This is a genomic window from Winogradskyella thalassocola (assembly GCF_900099995.1).
Lineage (GTDB): Bacteria > Bacteroidota > Bacteroidia > Flavobacteriales > Flavobacteriaceae > Winogradskyella > Winogradskyella thalassocola.
On the sequence record NZ_FNCZ01000008.1, the window covers coordinates 148,733 to 166,355 of the forward strand.

Below are 17,623 nucleotides of genomic sequence, written 5' to 3' on the forward strand. Positions count from 1 at the left end.
ATTAGCATGTAATCATTAAATCCATTGCAAAATATGAAATTATAAACTTTTATTTTATGAATTCTATAAAGATTTGAAGTTTGAATTCTTTTGATGAGCTTTGATGGCTTTCTTAGCTAGAATAATACCAATAGCTAGCGAAATAAATGCACCAAGGGAAATTCCTGGGATAAAATTAATGAACAAGAAGAAGTCATACGCTCCATGGAATATGGTTGCTAATAATAAACCTGTTAGATTAAGCATTAATCTGTTATTAGAGAATTTTGCCTTACCCATGTAATACCCCATTAAAACTCCAAAAGTTGCATGCGCAGGAACAGCTGTAAAAGCTCTTAGAATAGCAATTTGATAACCACCATCAATCACGTACATAATGTTTTCTGTACAAGCAAAACCCATAGACACCATTACGGCATAAATAATACCATCATAGGGTTCGTTGAATGCTTTTTTTGGTTGTGCATAATATTTTACAATGACATATTTACTGAATTCTTCGGCTAAAGCTACGACTATAAAAGCCTGAATGAATTGTTGCCAAATACTGAATTCATCAGTGATAGGAATTAATCGTCCTGTAAAAAAATATAAAACAAAAACGATAAGTATACTTACAATAGCGCCAAAAAGAAAGCTTTTAATTAATAGGGCTCTAGGTTCTTTTTCGTGTTTATCTTGAACGTAGATATATAGAAGGATGGCACATATTGGTGCGATGGCTAGTAGGAGTAGATTCATAAATCAAAAATAATTAAAAAAGCAGTAAGAGCTGCTTTCTGCTTTTCGTATCTAAAAAGATATAGACGATGTTAGTGATAAAGTGACTGGTTAAAACAGCAATAGCAGCACCTGTAACGTGCCAAATAGGGATCAGTAGATAGCATAGAATAACGTTTACAATACAGCCTAGAATGAATCGGTATACGTTTTTTTGTAGGTCGTTTGTATTGATAAGATGTTTTTCGTAAATCATTCCTATAAACACAAAAAGGGGAGCCCAGCAGAAAATTAATAAAGGGGTTTTGGCTTCAGCATAGCTTTCTGTAAAATAAGTGCTTAAAATAGCATTCCCGAAGAGTGTGTATAGCACGCCAATAAGTATTGCTAAAGCACACATGATTTGTAGTAGTCGTCTTATTTTTTTGATATAAAGTGGCCTGTTATTTTGAAAGGATTCTGCTAGAGAAGGGTAGAGTGCGTTGATGATAGAAAATCCGACATTCCAACTCAAAGCGATCACTAAAAATTGAACCGTAGCAAAGATACCATTGGCATGATCTCCTAGAAAGTATTTTAAAAACAGCTCATCAATTGTGATATAAAACATAATTAAACTGTTCGAAACTATTAATGGAAATGACATTTTTAATAATGATTTTCCTAGAGGCCATGAAAACGTCCAGTGTTGAAATGAAAACTGTTTTTTATACTTTAAAATGAGTGTGTAAATTAAGCCTTGAATGAAAAAATCGAGGACGATAAGCTTGGCAAAATAATAGACATCTAATTGTTGTTTAACGCCATAATATTGTAAAGACACAATAATAATTAAACTCGTTATTTTACTCAGGAATATTATTTTTGTCTGTTTTTTGGCCAGTAAATAATATTCAAAAACATCGGTAAGCTTAAAAAGGTAACTGATAGTTATGATGTAATACAATCCCTTTAAAGGGCTACTTTCAAAGCTATTAAAATAGATAAGTATTCCGATTAAAATAACACTCCAGCTTATAAGGCGAAGGTAAAACGCAGTCGCTAATATTTGCTGACTTCGTTTGGGATGAAATACAATTTCTCTGATACAGATACCAGATAAGCCTAAAAAAAACAATGGAGTCAACATCCCCAAAACAGATTCCACAAATTTGAGTTTTCCGATATCTACAGTCCCTAACAGGCTAAAAATTTGAGGAACAATTAAAACACCTGTAATAAGCTGTATCAGTTTTTCTAAAGTAAACCATTTGGTAGCAATAAAATCTTTCTTACTAAAAACCGATGTCATGTAGCATATTTAGGTGTTCAAAGATATAAAAACCAATTCCTTTTAGTCATTTCAAAGTTTATTATTACATTCGTTTTTCAATCCATTAGATGACTCCAGAGTTTCTTCGTCGCTATTATATATTACGCATTATTTCAAATCCTAAAGTTTATGGTATTGAAAAAAATGGGTTTGTCCCTTTGGAAGATTTACAAAGGTCTTTAGATCAGTTGCGTGCCGATAATATGGACGATCCGCTTTATGATAAACTGAATTTACACAGTCAAAAAACCATTAAGCGTGATTTGGATAAAATTAAATCCTATTACCAAGCTATTATTTTACACAAGCGCAATTATGGCTATTATGTAGATGGTTATGAAATAAGTGAAGCCTTAAAAGAAATTTACGAGAAAACAGAACTTTATCTCTTGCATCATCATGCCCATGCATGGAAAACGTATGTGACTACAGCACGTAGTTCGTTGAGCTCGCAAGTGGATCTGGTACCTTTAATTCATGCTATAGAGCAACATTTGTTAATTGAAATAACCTATCAAGGGTGGTACGAGGATGGCTTTAAGATCATAAGTGGCTTTTTTCAGGCGCTTCATATTAAGGAGATTAATAAAGCTTGGTATTTAATGGCGTATAATGAACAGTATGGATTTTACGCCTTTTGTTTAGATAATAGGATAAAGAGTCTATCCATTAGTAAGCAGCACGTTAAAGAACCTGTGGCGTTTAACCCAAAACACTATTTTAAAAATGTTATAGGTATTTTAAAATCAGACATAAATGCAGAATGGATTCATATACAAGTGGCCAATCACCATTTTAAGTACTTAGAAAATAATCCATTACATCACTCTCAACAAATTGTAACACGTCCCAAAGAACTAGATACGCAAAGTTTAGATTATAAAAATCCTAATATTTGGGGTGAAATAAAGGTGTATGTTGAACCTAATTATGAATTCTTAATGGAAATCTTAAAGTACAATCTTTGGGTTAAGGTGGTTAGCCCATTACATGTTAAAGCATATGTAAAGCATCATTTGGAGTTAATGTTGAGTTATTATAAATAATCAAACAGACATATTTTGACTATTTCATATTTACTTTTGAACAAGCAAATAGTTAGGAAGGTTTTCTTTTGAAAATTGAATTCTAAGTTTATTACATATTTACGATTTGAAGCCGCTAAATACGATGTAGGGATCGCTATTTAAATATTGATTAATTGGTTTCAGTCGTAACTAGCTGAAAAAAGCCTCAACCGAATAGGTTGGGGTTTTTATTTAAATAGAAGTTCAGTTACTACAGCTTCAGTAATTTGTTTTGTATGGCCTCATGTACTTTAAGATAATAGTCATAATTGCTAGCCACAAAATGCATGTTGGTTTTACTATCTTTTAATAAGTCAATAAAGTCTTTTAGCGTGACTAATTTTAGAGCTTCAACTTCCGATTCTTGTTTTACTAAGGCATTTAATGGCACTGTTAATTCAGCGATATAAACCTGATGAAATTCATTATCTTGAACGCAGATATATAGAAGGATGGCACATATTGGTGCGATGGCTAGTAGGAGTAGATTCATTCAGGAAAAAGTTCGGAATATATTTCATGATTGACAAAATGATAATAGCCTTCATTAGTTGAAACAAAGTGCATGTTTTTACCACTATTAAGTGCCAAATCGCCAAAAGTTTCTAGAGAAACTAATTTTAAGGCTTCAACTTCGGTAGGATCTGGAAGTAAATTCTTTAAAGGCACTTCTAGTTTTGAAATGAAAATATGATGAAACTCATTATCTTGAATGGCTCCATTAAAATAGGAGGCTTCATGGTAATATGTTCCTATTCGGCGTAAATCATTTGGGTGAATTTCTAAACCAATTTCTTCTTTAGTTTCTCTAACGGCAGCGGCTTCTAAAGTTTCACCAGCATCTACATGTCCTGCAACAGAGACATCCCAAAGTAATGGGCAAATTGATTTTTTATGTGAACGTTGTTGCAAAAGTATATGACCATCCAAAGTGTAAAACCACACATGTACAGTATTATGCAACCAACCGTTTTTGTGAATTTCAGATTTTAAAGCTGTTTCACCCGTAGGTCGACATTTCTCATCTACTATGTCAAGATATTCGTCCATATATAATTAGACCTGTCAGATTTTTATAACCTAACAGGCCTTGTGTTTTTATTTAAAATAACTAAATGTTTCTCCGTCTTCTATTTTCAACAATGTTTCGTAGATTAACTTAATCACATTTTCTACATCGTCTCTATGTACCATTTCTACTGTGGTGTGCATGTAACGCAAAGGCAATGAAATCAAAGCAGAAGCGACACCTCCATTGCTATAAGCAAAAGCATCAGTATCTGTTCCTGTTGCTCTAGACAATGCAGCACGTTGAAACGGTATTTTATTGGCTTCAGCAGTATCCGTAATTAAATCTCTTAATTTTTGTTGAACAGCTGGTGCGTATGCGATAACTGGTCCTTTTCCGATTTCAGCATAACCTTGAGTTTTTTGCTCAATCATTGGCGTGGTTGTATCGTGCGTTACATCTGTAACAATAGCCACATTTGGCTTAATGGTTTGTGTAATCATTTCAGCACCGCGTAAGCCTATTTCTTCTTGTACAGAGTTCGTAATATAAAGTCCGAATGGTAACGTTTTCTTGTTTTCTTTTAATAAACGCGCCACTTCAGCAATCATAAAACCACCCATTCTGTTATCTAAAGCACGACAAACAAATTTGTCTTTATTCAGAATATGAAATTCATCAGGATAGGTAATCACACAACCTACATGAACACCCATTTTTTCAACTTCTTCTTTGTCTTTTGCTCCGACATCGATGGTAATATTATCTGGTTTTGGAGCTTGTTCTTTGGCTTTATTTCGCGTATGAATTGCTGGCCAACCAAAAACACCTTTAACGATACCATTTTTAGTATGGATATTCACAATTTTACTTGGAGCAATTTGATGATCACTTCCACCATTTCTAATCACGTAGATTAAACCGTTATCAGAGATGTAGTTCACATACCAAGAAATTTCATCAGCATGGCCTTCGATAACCACTTTAAACTTAGCGTCCGGATTAATAACGGCAACAGCAGAACCATAAGTATCTGTGATAAATTCATCTGCATAAGGCTTTAGATAATCCATCCAGATTTTCTGTCCTTCCCACTCATAACCTGTAGGAGAGGCATTGTTTAAGTATTTTTCAAGGAAATCGAGTGATTTTTTATTAAGTATGCTTTTAGAAGCCATAATATATGTTTTGAATTTCTGTAAAAATAAAAGGATTTCCTAAGCTTTTAATACCTTTTGAAAATTTTTTGTAACAAATTCTGCTATTTTTACACTAATACATCAATAATCTTAAACTAAAATTCAATACAATGAAACATCCATCCCAAAAATTTGATATTCAATCAAATGATTAAATAGGATGTTTCCTCTGGTCATAAAAAACAAATAAATATAAACTCATGAAACTAGTTATAACCAACCTTACCAAAACTTACAAAAATGGAGTAAAAGCCATTGATAATCTTAACCTTGAAATCGGAACAGGAATGTTCGGACTTTTAGGACCAAACGGAGCAGGTAAGTCTTCATTAATGCGAACTATTGCCACATTACAGAGTCCAGATTCTGGATCTATAATGTTCGGTGATATCAACGTTTTAGAAGATAAAATGGCTTTACGAAAAGTGTTGGGTTATTTACCACAATCGTTTGGAGTCTATCCAAAAATGTCGGCTGAAGCGTTGTTAGATTATTTTGCAACCTTAAAAGGCATCAGCTCAAAAACCGACAGACAAGCTTTAGTAAAAGAAGTTTTAGATATTACCAATTTATATGATGTGCGTAAAAAACATGTTGCTGGTTATTCTGGTGGTATGAAACAACGTTTTGGTATTGCACAGTTATTATTAAACAACCCAAAATTAATTATTGTAGATGAACCAACTGCAGGATTAGATCCTGCAGAACGTCATCGATTCCTAAATGTTTTACGTGAAGTTGGAACTAATTGTACGGTCATATTTTCAACACATATTGTAGAAGACGTAAAGGAACTTTGTAACGATATGGCCATTTTAAATGGTGGACGAATTTTAAAACAAGCGACACCATCTCAAGCAAGACAAGAATTACAAGGTCGTATTTGGACTAAGATTATTGACAGAGACGATTTAGAAGCGCACGAAGCACAATACAATTTATTGTCTTCTAATTATAATGAAGATAACTCACTTAATATCCGTGTTTTTAATGATACACAACCAAGTGACGATTTTAAATCTGTTGAACCACAGTTAGACGATGTGTACTTTATAGCACTAAAACAAGACGAACCCGTAAGTGCTGTTTAATTTTTAACCTAAAAAAAGTACATCTATGTTTTCTACAATATTTTTTTACGAATTAAAGTACTGGTTAAAACGACCGGCTACTTATATTTATATGGCTATTTTCTTTATGTTATCATTATTAATGGCTGCGACGACAGCAGGAATATTTGATAGTGTTACAGCCACAACAAGTTCTGCTCGAATTGTGAATTCTCCAATTGGAGTCAACAATTTGTTTAATGGACTCACTATTTTAATTTTCTTTTTATTTCCATCCATTATAGGAGCTTCTATAAATAGGGATTTTAAAAGTGAAATGCATTCCATTTTATATTCCTATCCATTTACAAAAGCCAATTATTTATTTGCTAAATTTTTTAGTGCTATAGTTATTGTGACGCTAATTGTATTAACGATTGGAGTTGGTATGTTTATTGGTTTTAGAATGCCTGGAACGAATTCTGATTTGGTAATTGCGTTCGATATTAAATCATATTTTAATGCGTATTGGCTTTTTATATTGCCTAATATTTTATTGTTTGGTGCAATTGTTTTTGCCGTTGTAACCTTTACTAGGAATATAGCTGCAGGATTTATAACAGTTATACTTTTATTGTTTGTTCAAGGAGTGACAGAAAGTTTATTGTCCGATCCAGATAATCGTTATTTAGCTGCCTTATTAGATCCTTTTGGTGCAGCTGCTTCTAATTATTATACGCAATATTGGACGGCTTACGAACAAAACGAGTTGCATATTCCTATTAAAGAAGTGATTCTTTATAACCGATTGATATGGTTGGGTGTCGCAAGTTTGGTGTTTGGTTTGGTTTACAAATTCTTCACGTTTAGCCAAAACGCGATGTCCTTTTCATTCTTTAAAAAAGTAAAAGGAGAACGTTCTACAAAACGAAATTTTGGTGGTATTACAAAAATCAACTTACCAAAAGTAGCTCATGATTATTCTTTTATTCAGAACTTAAAAGCCACATGGAAAATTTCTAATGTAGAGTTTAAATATATCGTTAAGAGTTGGCCTTTTTTAAGTATTGTATTAGTCGGACTGATTGTGATTTTCATAGTTTTAGTGGATGTTGGTAATCCATTTGGAACATCAACATATCCTAGAACTTGGCTGATGTTACAAGGTGGTGGAGAATTTGTATTCGCTATTAATATCTGTACCTTTCTATATGCAGGAATGTTAGTCAATAGAAGTAAAATAGCCAACGTTAATGGACTAGAGGATGTTACTCCAATTCCAAATTGGTCGTTATTCTTATCTAAGTTCATTGCCATAGTTAAAATGCAAATACTATTGCTCACCGTTATTATGGTTTCAGGTATTTTGTTTCAACTGTATAAAGGGTATTTCGATATTGAACTTGGTTTATATATAAAAGAGCTCTTCGGTTTAAAACTGATTAATTATGTGATTTGGGCATTCTTAGCCTTAATGATTCAAACTGTGATTAGAAACCCTTACTTAGGATTGTTTGTATTGTTAGTCGTAGTTATTGGTATCCCATTATTAACTCTGGCTGGTGTAGAACAAGCGGTATTCAAATACAACGAAGGCCCTGGATTCGGATTTAATGATATGAATGGTTACGGTGATTCACTGTCTAATTATCTAACGTATAAATTTTATTGGGTACTTGGTGGCTTAATTCTAATGCTTACTGCATCTTTATTTTGGGTGCGTGGTTTGCCGCATTCATTTAGAGAGCGTTTATCGATTGCAAAATCGCGTTTTAAAACTCCTATGGCGATTGCATTTGTGGTGCTTTTAGCTGGATTTTTCAGCATGGGATATACCATTTATAATGCCACTAACATTAATAATGATCGTTATTCTTCTAAGGAAGTTGAAGAAATGACTGTGGAGTGGGAAAAAACGTATAAGAAATATGAAGACTATGCGCAACCTCGTATAGTTGCTGTAAAAGTAAACATGGATTTATTTATTGATGATCGTAATTTTGAATCGTCTGGAGAGTACGCCATGGTTAACAAAACCGAGACTGCTATTGATAGTATTTTCTTAAATCATAATGATTATCCAAGTACGTTTAAATTTAATCGTGAAAACACCTTGGTTTCAGAAGATACGCTTTACAACTTTGATATTTATAAGTTGAAAGAACCTTTGATGCCTGGAGATTCAATGACTTTAAATTTCACGGTTAAAAACAAACCGAATTCGTTTTTGGTTTCGAATTCGCCTGTTATTAAAAACGGAACATTTATTAATAATATGCAGTTGTTTCCTAGTTTAGGTTATAATGGAGGAGAGCTGACGGATGATAAAACCCGTGAAAAATATGATTTACCACCGAATAAGTTAAAACCATTGCCTTCAGATTCCACAGCATTAGGAAATACTTATATTGCTAAGGATAGTGATTGGATAGATTTTGAAGCGACAGTAAGCACAAGCGAAGATCAAATTGCAATTGCACCAGGCTATCTTCAAAAAGAATGGGTGAAAGATGGTAGACGCTATTTTCATTATAAAATGGATAGTAAAATCTTGAACTTTTACGCTTTCAATTCCGCAAAATATAAAGTGAAAAAGGATAAGTGGAAGGACGTTAGTCTAGAAATTTACTATCACGAAGGCCATGAATATAATCTGGATCGCATGATGGATGGTATGAAAGCCTCGTTAGAATATAACAGCGAGAATTTTAGTCCATATCAACACCGACAATTGCGTATTGTAGAATTTCCAAGCGGTGGTTTTGCACAATCATTCCCTAATACAATTCCGTTTTCTGGCGATGCAGGTTTTATTGCAGATGTAGATGATAGTGACGAAGGAGGAGTGGATTATACGTATGCTATCACTGTTCACGAAGTGGCACACCAGTGGTGGGCACACCAAGTGATTGGAGCTGATGTTTTGGGAGCAACGATGTTATCTGAAAGTTTATCAGAATACGTGGCTTTAAAAGTTCTTGAAAAGGAATTAGGAAAACCACAAATGCGTAAGTTCTTGAAAAAATCTTTAGATGATTATTTATTGAGAAGAACGTTTGAACGTAAACGCGAAAAACCATTGATGTATAATGATGGACAAGGCTATATTCGTTACCAAAAAGGATCTTTAGTGTTCTATGCACTTAGCGATTATATTGGTGAAGATGTATTAAATGGAGCTTTAAAAACCTATGTTGAAAAAGTGAAGTTTCAAGAGCCTCCTTATACCACGTCTATTGATATGGTGAATCATATTAAAGCGGTGACTCCAGATAGTTTACAATATGTGATTAAAGATATGTTTGAAACCATCACGGTTTATGATAATAGAATTAAAAGTGCAACATCTACGGAATTAGACAATGGTAAATATCAAGTCGATATTGAGTTTGAAGTCAGTAAATACAGAAATGACGAAAAAGGAAAGCAATTGTTTTCTGAAACAGGAAGAGATTCCATTTCGTATTTACCAGAAGGAAAAACAAAACCGATTTTATCGCTTCAACTACAAGATTATATTGATATCGGAATCTTTACAGAGAAAGATGTTGATGGAAAAATGAAAGAAGAACAACTGTATCTTAAGAAGCATAAAATTACCGTTATTGATAATAAAATATCAATTATTGTAGATGAGAAACCGACAGAAGTTGGTGTTGATCCTTACAATAAGTTAATTGATAGAAATTCTGGTGACAACCGTCAGAAACTATAAATAGCTTCATTATTTAATATTAAAGACCTTTCAGATGACAATAATTTGAAAGGTCTTTTTGTTTTAGTAACTTTTTGAACCGGTTTCATAATATTAATACGAATTTAAGGTTATAGACTTTAAATATTATTAATTTTGAAATTGCTAAGAATCTCATATTGGAATGATTTTAGCATTAGAATAATACATGAAATACATTACCTACATAGCATTGTTTTTTTCAGTGATTATAAGTGCTCAAGAGGATCCTGTAAAACAAGATTCTACTGAAGTCCACTATATGTATATTGAAGGCGATTCTATACCTGTAACGTCTGTAGAATTAAATGAAGTTTTAGTACTCCCGAATTTAAAATTTGAAGATAGAGCAGCACGCATTCGGTATATCATTTTAAGACGAAAAACCTTAAAGGTGTATCCTTATGCCAAGTTAGCGGCAGAACGTTTAGAAGCCTTGCAAGAACGATTAGATGGATTGGAGCGTAAGCGCGATAAAAAGCGTTACGCTAAGATTATTCAGAATTACATTGAAGAAGAATTTTCAGCAGAACTTAAGAAACTTACAAAAACCGAAGGTCAGATTTTAGTAAAACTCATTCATAGACAAACCGGAAAAACAACCTTTCAACTTATTAAAGAATTACGAAGCGGTTGGCGTGCCTTTTGGTTTAACAGCACGGCAAGTTTGTTTGATATTTCTTTAAAAAAAGAGTTCAGTCCTATTGATGAAGAAGAGGACTATCTAATTGAAGATATTCTACAACGTGCGTTTCAAAATGAACAGCTAAAACGACAAGAAGCTGCTTTCGAAATTGATTTTTATAAGAGTGTTAATAAATGGTCTAAATCAAAAGGAGTCACTAATACTAAAGGTTAAACAATGCGTATTCAAACAAAATTAGAAGAACAACTCAATTCTTGGACGCATGGTTTTGGTGCCCTTTTAGGAATTGTAGCTCTAGTTTTATTGATTATAAATACCGATAGCACAACACCTTGGAGTTTATTTAGTGTAATTGTCTACGGCATCTCTATTATTATTCTGTTTTTAGCATCAACATTTTACCATGCAGTAGAAGGGGAGAAGCGTAAACACTATTTTAGAATCGTGGATCATGTGAGTATTTACCTCCTCATTGCAGGGACATACACTCCCGTTTTATTAATACTTCTTACAGATAGTTTAGGTTGGCCATTATTTTGGACCGTGTGGGGAATTGCCGCTTTCGGTGTCATTTTAAAACTGTTTTTCACCGGACGCTTCGAGATTTTTTCGACCCTTTTATATTTGGTAATGGGCTGGCTGATTGTTTTTGATTTCACCAATGTATCTGAAGCCCTCGGACCTAGAGGCATTCTTTGGTTATTTGCTGGAGGCTTATTTTATACAGTTGGTATTATTTTCTATGTCATACAGAAAATTCCATATAATCATGTGATTTGGCATTTGTTTGTTTTAGGTGGTGCTATTTGCCATTTCTTTATGATCTATCTTTATGTGATTTAAAAACGCATTCTTAATTTAAGGATTCAATTACAGCATCTATTTCAGTATGAATTCTATCTAACTCTTCATTGTAGTTTTCCGAATCATAGGTGATTAATTTTTTAAAGAGCTCAAAGGCTTCTAATCTTAGTTCTGAATATTTAAGGAGTTTTTTATTCTGTACTATGAGTTCTGATGGTAAACCTTCAATGGCATTGGTTCTATGAATAATAGCTATATTCTCTTTCCATTTAGGAATGGCGATATCATTAATTTCATTTAAAAGGGTGAGGTCGTTTTCGGTACTAAAATGTTCGTAAAACATTAATGATTCTTCTTCATTTATTGTGAATTGCTCTATCTCACTATCATAGGAATCATATACTTTATCAGGAATTAAAAAGATAGATGCAAATATAATTGCCATTAAAACAATTAGTGAAATTAGACCAATTCCTGCCGCTTTCCAACCTGAGTAAAATACGTTATTATGTGCTTCATGTGTATCGAGTATTGTGCCATGAATTTTATCAACTAAAAGGTAAACAAGTCCTGTGTAAACTGCCGGAATTACCATATTAGGAACTTTATCCATTATAGCTTCTGGAATAAGAAAAAGGGATCCAAAAATTACTACTGTTGCTATTATCGAAATAATTAAAGCTGTTTTTCCTTTATCGTTTTCATTTAAAGCTTTGTAGTTTTCTTTAATTAAATAGCCTGCTGCCAAAGGACCACCAATAAACGTAGCGATTCCTATAGATTTTTGCGAATAGAATTTTAAGTCTTTGGTCGTATTGTTTGGTTCAGTCATTTTTGGGATTTAAGGCTTTAAAAGTAACATTTTTAAAATAATAGTGTTGGCTAATGTTAGTTCTTGCTTTTTCTTGAACTAGCTCCTGCTTTTATCTTTTCTTCAAGTACAAGAATGACCGTCTTTTTTAAATCATCATAATCAAAATTTTCTTCAAATCCATATCTAAATGTAGAGTGTATATCTCCTTTATTCATGCCAAGTACGTATTTAGATCCTCCTAGCTGAATAGAGATTGGTGAATTTTCGGTTTGAATTGTAAATTCAGTTTCTCCCTCTTCATTTGGAATGTAAAATATATGTTTGTAATACAGTTCTCCTTTTTTAACTTCAAATCGTTCGTAAACAAAGATTAACTTTCCATTCCATTCAAATTGATCAAAACAAAACATACTTTTTAAACTGTCTGTTAGTTTTCCTTCTTCATAGGCTTTATATAATATATCTTTTAGTGGTTTGGCCTTTTCATATTCCTTTTGTCCATAATAAACCTGAATTAATTTAGCATAAGAACCGTAATCGGTTGGTACGTTTTCAATCAGTTCTTTATATGCAATTTCAGATTTGGTATAGTTTTTATTTAATAGTTCATATAACCCAATATTATAAAGCGCAATGATATAAGAATCTGATTCCTTAGATACAATCTCTTTAGACTTGTAAAAAGCTTCTAATGCCTTTTCGGGCTGATTCAATTCTGCATAAATTTGAGGAATCATTGTAAAAGGTCTTTCAGTGGGTTCACTCTTTTCAGTTGCAGTGATATAGGCATGGAGTGCTTTATCAAATTTTTCTTGACTTATAAAAGAATCACCTAAACCACTATAAAAGTTAGAGTTATTAGGATTCAATTCGATAGCTTTATTAAAAGACTTAATAGCATTATCAAATTGTCCCATATAATTAAAAGTCATGCCTTTAATAAAATAAGTGTCTGGGTCTGTTTGGTCTTTTTTAATGGATAAATCCATTAGTTTAAGAACATTATTATCATCAGCCTTCATGTAGTAAGCCATACCAATATAATAAATTGCTTTTGCTGGATATGAATTTGCTTTATCGGAATGCTCGCTAATGATGAGATCATATTGCTCGTTATTATAGGCTGTTTCTAAATCAGTAGTAATCTGTTCTTGAGCATAATTACTTATGCTGAAAATGCAAATGATTAAGGTGAGTAGATTTTTTTTCATATTGTGATGGCATAGTATTGTAATTGCGGCAATGCTTCCGCAATTACGTGTTCTTTGAGATTTTTAAAATTGAATTATGAATGTATTAATCATTCCCATACACAAGATCAATAAAATCGGACGTTTCTAAAGTACCAAAATAATCTTCAACTGAAACGTCTTTTAGGGCTTTACGAATCTCATTTTTATCATAAGGCACGCCAATAAGTATATCTTCGAGATCCGAAACAGGTTGTCTGCCAAAGAAATCCCCAAAGACTTTAACCTCTGAGATATGCCCTTTTTCAACAAAAATACGAAGGTCAATTTCTCCTATCGGAAAGCGTTTGTTGCGTTGGATATTAAATTTAGGTGAGCGTCCAAAATTCCAATCCCATAAATCATATTTTTCGGCTTTTAATTGGTGAACAGCTTGCCATTCGGCTTCCGTTAACTTATAGGTTTCAAAAGGTTCACTAGCTTCATATAGTCCAACGAGAAGTTGCTTTTTAAAGTCGGCCATAGGAATAGGCGTTTTTAAAAACTCACTGATATTTGCAACACGACTTCTAACAGATTTATGACCTTTAGATTGGATTTTACTCATTTTAACCTGAAGCGCTTTAGCCACCTCACTCATGTCTGTGTCAAATAACAACGTACCATGACTGATCATACGTTTGCCTGTGGAAAATTGTGCAGTGCCAGAAATTTTCTTCTCATCTACTAAAATGTCATTTCGGCCTTTAAGTTCTGCAGAAACGCCCATATCGTTTAAGACCTTAATTACAGGTGCCGTAAACTTTTTAAAGTTGCTGATGCTTTTACCATCGTGATTGGTGATAAAACTAAAGTTTAAATTTCCTAAGTCGTGATACACAGCGCCACCACCAGAAACGCGTCTAACGACGTGAATTTGATTAGCGTCTATATAGTCTTGATTTATTTCTTCTAAAGTGTTTTGGTTGCGTCCAATAATAATGGAAGGTTCGTTGATGTAAAACAACAAATAATCTGTAGACGTATCAAAATGTCTTAAAGCATATTCTTCTAACGCTAAGTTTAATTTAGGATTGGTATGGCCTTCGTTATCTATAAAAATCATAAAATGAATCTCGTTTAGTATCTAACAAAGATACTAATTTGAAATAGCTGATTTAAGACAGATTTACTTTATTTGGAAGTGTATAAGAGTACTTTAGTTAAAAATTAATGAGAATTTACTTGTTTTTTGCCACAGTACTTTGTTGGCAACTGCCCTTTTATTTGAAAATCGGTGTTGTTGAATGTGTGTCTTCAATAAAGATTAGCGAATCAAAATTTTTTAAAATCGGGATATAATAAATGTCTTCTTCCGATTCTATTGAATACCCAAGTAATTTGGTCGCTCCGAAAATTTTGTCTGTCTTTAATTCATTTTTAAGTTCTGAAGTATGTATATAAAAAGAACTACTGTTTTGTGCGAAAGCATTTTCCCATAATAACTTCTCTGTCGATTGAAAAGACGCATTTTTAAGTTTCTCTGTATAATTATGATCGTCATTAATGAATTTTTCATTCATATATGAATAATTTCCTTTCAAGGTAGTTAGTCCTATAGTATAATAATCCTTGCCAAATTCCTTTTTTAAATTTCTTCCCATTATTCCAATTTCATTATCCGCGATAATTTTGTTTGAAATATGTGCATTGTGAGCCCATATAATTATCTTATTATCAGAATTCTTCGCTATAAATGAAATTCTATCCGCCATTATTTCATCTCGACTTTGAATTGGTTTTTTGTTTTTAATGTTAACATAATTAACGTAAGTGTTTTTTCCATTAAATAAAATTTCTTCAATGGGGTCGGTCAAATTATTTATTGATTTCAAATGATCTTCGATGGCTAAAATATTATTGTAAATCGAATTATTGATTTTAAATTCTTTTTTTAAATTGTCAGTTGAACTTTTTGAGATATTAGACTCTAAATTTTTCAAGAGTATTTTTAGTTTTTTATCACCGACAGGATTTATTTTTTCTTTTAATAGTTCATAAAAAGTCCAATATGAATCGTCACAGCCCTTGAGCTGAATTTTGTAATTAGTCCGATTATCCTTGTACCATTGTAAAAAGGATTTCATTTCTTGAGTCTGATATATTGAAAATAGATGTTTACGGATTAAACTGTCCAATGGTCTAGAATTCAAATCGTTGTTTAAGATTTCAATATCATCGTAGGGATTCTCTAAAACCACAATATTGAATCCTTTTTCCGCGACCAATCTCTTTGTAATCATTTCCCTGAGTTGGAAAAATTCCGAAGTTCCGTGTGTACTTTCTCCAATCGCTACTATTTCTTTTGTACCTATTTTGGCTATGAGTGAGTCCAAACTATTGCCCATAGTTTCTTTGTTAGACAAATCTAATTGAAATGCGGATTTTGATAACGCTAATGTAAGTTCATTAGGACTATAGTCTTCCAATGATAATTTTTCAATTTCTTTCGAAGTTTGTATGTTTTTACCATCAATAGCAATCACCAAATTATCTATCCAAATTTTACCTTTACCTTCTAATAAACCTCCAATCGCAATATTGTTAGCATGATCTTCATAGTCTAATTCAATTTCATATTTGGTCCAATCGTTAGTTCCTTGGATTTTATGTGAAGCCATATTATCAAAGTCAATATTAGGGTCGATTCGCATCCATAACCCAGCAAAACCTTCAGTTACATTTTCGGTTTTTAAATAGCCTGTGAGTTTTATTTTTTTGCCGCTAAAATTTGCAGGAATATTATAAGCGAGCGCTTTATAACCTTCGGTAGAATCATCACTTTCTATGCGCCCTGACACTTTACCATTTTTTGAATGCTCTAGGTCAAAACTTATTTTATGATTGCCGTTTCCAAAATTCGTCCAGTTTGTGGCCTTATTACTTAATAAGGTTTCAAAATCTAGATTATACTTGTTTTGTCCAAAAATAATTAAAGGAAGGGTCAATATAACAACGCGTAATACGTGCAATTTTATAATCTTCATAGTTATGATTTTGTTTGGGGTGTTGCCAATGGTTAGTTTATGGTTAGTTGCGTGTTTAAGTAACTTATTTAGCGAATAAAAACAGAGTAGAAAATCTGTTAAGATTTTCGTAAGCAAGCCAGAACTACAATAAATTATAAACGTTGTTGCCCACAGTATCTATTTTTCCAACTTTAATAATTCAGTATATGGATTTCCCTCTAGTCCTAATAATTTTGCAAATGCAGGTTCTGTTTTTATTCCTTTAGATTTTAATTTTTTTATATTCTGCTTAAATTCAAAACCTTTTTCTTTTAAAATTTTATTTTCAACAATCATATGTCGATAAGCGTTTTGCTTTTCGGTTGGAATATTTTGTCCAAAAACCTCAAACAAAAAATTATCCGTTTTAAATTCTGCAATAGTTGATTCGATTCCATTTTGTTTTATTGAATAAACTTTAAAGTCTTTTTTGTCAGAAAATTGATTTAATAAATATGCTTTAAATTCAGAATGATTTTGACATTCGCAAATAATATCTAGATCACTTTCGGGTAAATCTATTTCGATTGGAATAGTTCCAGTCAAAATTGGGTGATACTTTTCAAGTTTCTCTAAAATTTTATGTTTTTTGATTTCAGAAAAAGCAAGTTTTTGTCTTTCGTTTCCGAATTTCAAATATTCTATATTTCTAAAATTTTCAATCAATTTTCGACTTTTTTATATTGTGGGCGACGGTTTTGTATATGATGCGTTGCGTGTTTAATCACCTAATTTAGCAAATAAAAACCGAATAGAAAATCCGCTAGGATTTTCCGAGTACACACAGACCAAGCAATTAGTTATACACGTCTTAAGTTTACAATTAATTAAATTTAAGCATAAATCAGAAAAGACAAAAGAGAGGAATAAGGTTAATATACACGCAGAGACTTTAGATCTCGTCAACATTGAAAATCCCCTCTCTTTTCTACACAGATTTCGTACAGTTCTGTGAGGCTTTTAGACCTCGATTTTAAGTCGTTGAAACTCGCGTAGTATGTCCTTTCAAAAAAACATTTTCTTATGAATAAAG

At 32.5% G+C, this 17,623-nt stretch carries 15 protein-coding genes; 5 read left to right on the top strand and 10 right to left on the bottom strand.

The features are described from left to right. Positions 1-63: 63 nt before the first annotated feature. Positions 64-741 carry a PrsW family intramembrane metalloprotease gene (locus tag BLT80_RS16315; protein ID WP_092469929.1) on the bottom strand — a complete coding sequence of 226 codons (678 nt, stop codon included), beginning with the start codon at positions 739-741 and terminating at the stop codon, positions 64-66. A gap of 13 nt (positions 742-754) precedes the next feature. After that, positions 755-2,011 carry a flippase gene (locus tag BLT80_RS16320; RefSeq protein WP_092469931.1) on the bottom strand — a complete coding sequence of 419 codons (1,257 nt, stop codon included), beginning with the start codon at positions 2,009-2,011 and terminating at the stop codon, positions 755-757. Positions 2,012-2,100: 89 nt separating this feature from the next. Here BLT80_RS16320 and BLT80_RS16325 point away from each other — a divergent pair, with 89 nt between their 5' ends. Continuing rightward, positions 2,101-3,078 (top strand): helix-turn-helix transcriptional regulator, encoded by a 978-nt coding sequence (locus BLT80_RS16325; RefSeq protein ID WP_092469933.1) that lies wholly within the window; start codon positions 2,101-2,103, stop codon positions 3,076-3,078. Positions 3,079-3,310: 232 nt separating this feature from the next. Here BLT80_RS16325 and BLT80_RS16330 read toward each other — a convergent pair whose 3' ends face one another. Genes BLT80_RS16330 through BLT80_RS16340 form a run of 3 tightly spaced genes read right to left on the bottom strand, consistent with a single transcriptional unit; the run spans position 3,311 to position 5,286 of the window. Then, the gene (locus BLT80_RS16330) at positions 3,311-3,592 is read right to left on the bottom strand and encodes an NUDIX hydrolase (RefSeq protein WP_092469935.1); all 282 of its coding nucleotides are present in this window, start codon (positions 3,590-3,592) and stop codon (positions 3,311-3,313) included. Beyond that, positions 3,589-4,149 (bottom strand): NUDIX hydrolase, encoded by a 561-nt coding sequence (locus tag BLT80_RS16335; protein WP_092469937.1) that lies wholly within the window; start codon positions 4,147-4,149, stop codon positions 3,589-3,591. Before BLT80_RS16335 ends, BLT80_RS16330 begins: the two co-directional genes overlap by 4 nt. 48 nt (positions 4,150-4,197) lie before the next feature. Continuing rightward, positions 4,198-5,286: a M42 family metallopeptidase gene (locus BLT80_RS16340; RefSeq protein ID WP_092469939.1), complete on the bottom strand. Its 1,089-nt coding sequence runs from the start codon at positions 5,284-5,286 to the stop codon at positions 4,198-4,200. A gap of 221 nt (positions 5,287-5,507) precedes the next feature. On the opposite strand from BLT80_RS16340, the gene BLT80_RS16345 reads away from it, so the two are divergent. From BLT80_RS16345 to trhA, 4 genes are all read left to right on the top strand, one after another. Next, the gene (locus tag BLT80_RS16345) at positions 5,508-6,398 is read left to right on the top strand and encodes an ABC transporter ATP-binding protein (RefSeq protein ID WP_092469941.1); all 891 of its coding nucleotides are present in this window, start codon (positions 5,508-5,510) and stop codon (positions 6,396-6,398) included. 25 nt (positions 6,399-6,423) lie between these two features. Further along, positions 6,424-10,071, top strand: a complete 3,648-nt coding sequence (locus tag BLT80_RS16350) for a M1 family aminopeptidase (protein ID WP_092469943.1) — start codon at positions 6,424-6,426, stop codon at positions 10,069-10,071. A 187-nt stretch (positions 10,072-10,258) separates the two neighbouring features. Further along, positions 10,259-10,948 carry a DUF4294 domain-containing protein gene (locus tag BLT80_RS16355; RefSeq protein ID WP_092469945.1) on the top strand — a complete coding sequence of 230 codons (690 nt, stop codon included), beginning with the start codon at positions 10,259-10,261 and terminating at the stop codon, positions 10,946-10,948. Positions 10,949-10,951: 3 nt separating this feature from the next. Further along, complete coding sequence (gene trhA, locus BLT80_RS16360) at positions 10,952-11,578, top strand: PAQR family membrane homeostasis protein TrhA (RefSeq protein ID WP_092469947.1); 627 nt, start codon at positions 10,952-10,954, stop codon at positions 11,576-11,578. 10 nt (positions 11,579-11,588) lie between these two features. Here the strand turns inward: trhA and BLT80_RS16365 are convergent, their stop codons facing one another. The 5 genes from BLT80_RS16365 to BLT80_RS16385 all read right to left on the bottom strand — a co-directional run bounded on the left by BLT80_RS16365 (position 11,589) and on the right by BLT80_RS16385 (position 17,256). After that, positions 11,589-12,371 carry a hypothetical protein gene (locus BLT80_RS16365; protein ID WP_092469949.1) on the bottom strand — a complete coding sequence of 261 codons (783 nt, stop codon included), beginning with the start codon at positions 12,369-12,371 and terminating at the stop codon, positions 11,589-11,591. A 56-nt stretch (positions 12,372-12,427) separates the two neighbouring features. After that, positions 12,428-13,564 carry a tetratricopeptide repeat protein gene (locus BLT80_RS16370; protein WP_092469951.1) on the bottom strand — a complete coding sequence of 379 codons (1,137 nt, stop codon included), beginning with the start codon at positions 13,562-13,564 and terminating at the stop codon, positions 12,428-12,430. Between the two features lie 85 nt (positions 13,565-13,649). Beyond that, entirely contained in the window at positions 13,650-14,648 is a 999-nt protein-coding gene (locus BLT80_RS16375; RefSeq protein WP_092469953.1) for a lipoate--protein ligase, read from the bottom strand. 157 nt (positions 14,649-14,805) lie between these two features. Further along, the gene (locus BLT80_RS16380) at positions 14,806-16,569 is read right to left on the bottom strand and encodes an erythromycin esterase family protein (RefSeq protein WP_139181092.1); all 1,764 of its coding nucleotides are present in this window, start codon (positions 16,567-16,569) and stop codon (positions 14,806-14,808) included. 159 nt (positions 16,570-16,728) lie between these two features. Then, the gene (locus BLT80_RS16385; protein ID WP_092469957.1) at positions 16,729-17,256 is read right to left on the bottom strand and encodes a DUF4269 domain-containing protein; all 528 of its coding nucleotides are present in this window, start codon (positions 17,254-17,256) and stop codon (positions 16,729-16,731) included. Positions 17,257-17,623 lie beyond the last annotated feature (367 nt).

Excerpts from the sequence above, each read along its gene's own strand:
- BLT80_RS16315 (WP_092469929.1), bottom strand. The coding sequence starts at position 741 with ATGAATCTACTCCTACTAGCCATCGCACCAATATGTGCCATCCTTCTA.
- BLT80_RS16320 (WP_092469931.1), bottom strand. The coding sequence starts at position 2,011 with ATGACATCGGTTTTTAGTAAGAAAGATTTTATTGCTACCAAATGGTTT.
- BLT80_RS16325 (WP_092469933.1), top strand. The coding sequence starts at position 2,101 with ATGACTCCAGAGTTTCTTCGTCGCTATTATATATTACGCATTATTTCA.
- BLT80_RS16330 (WP_092469935.1), bottom strand. The coding sequence starts at position 3,592 with ATGAATCTACTCCTACTAGCCATCGCACCAATATGTGCCATCCTTCTA.
- BLT80_RS16335 (WP_092469937.1), bottom strand. The coding sequence starts at position 4,149 with ATGGACGAATATCTTGACATAGTAGATGAGAAATGTCGACCTACGGGT.
- BLT80_RS16340 (WP_092469939.1), bottom strand. The coding sequence starts at position 5,286 with ATGGCTTCTAAAAGCATACTTAATAAAAAATCACTCGATTTCCTTGAA.
- BLT80_RS16345 (WP_092469941.1), top strand. The coding sequence starts at position 5,508 with ATGAAACTAGTTATAACCAACCTTACCAAAACTTACAAAAATGGAGTA.
- BLT80_RS16350 (WP_092469943.1), top strand. The coding sequence starts at position 6,424 with ATGTTTTCTACAATATTTTTTTACGAATTAAAGTACTGGTTAAAACGA.
- BLT80_RS16355 (WP_092469945.1), top strand. The coding sequence starts at position 10,259 with ATGAAATACATTACCTACATAGCATTGTTTTTTTCAGTGATTATAAGT.
- trhA (WP_092469947.1), top strand. The coding sequence starts at position 10,952 with ATGCGTATTCAAACAAAATTAGAAGAACAACTCAATTCTTGGACGCAT.
- BLT80_RS16365 (WP_092469949.1), bottom strand. The coding sequence starts at position 12,371 with ATGACTGAACCAAACAATACGACCAAAGACTTAAAATTCTATTCGCAA.
- BLT80_RS16370 (WP_092469951.1), bottom strand. The coding sequence starts at position 13,564 with ATGAAAAAAAATCTACTCACCTTAATCATTTGCATTTTCAGCATAAGT.
- BLT80_RS16375 (WP_092469953.1), bottom strand. The coding sequence starts at position 14,648 with ATGATTTTTATAGATAACGAAGGCCATACCAATCCTAAATTAAACTTA.
- BLT80_RS16380 (WP_139181092.1), bottom strand. The coding sequence starts at position 16,569 with ATGAAGATTATAAAATTGCACGTATTACGCGTTGTTATATTGACCCTT.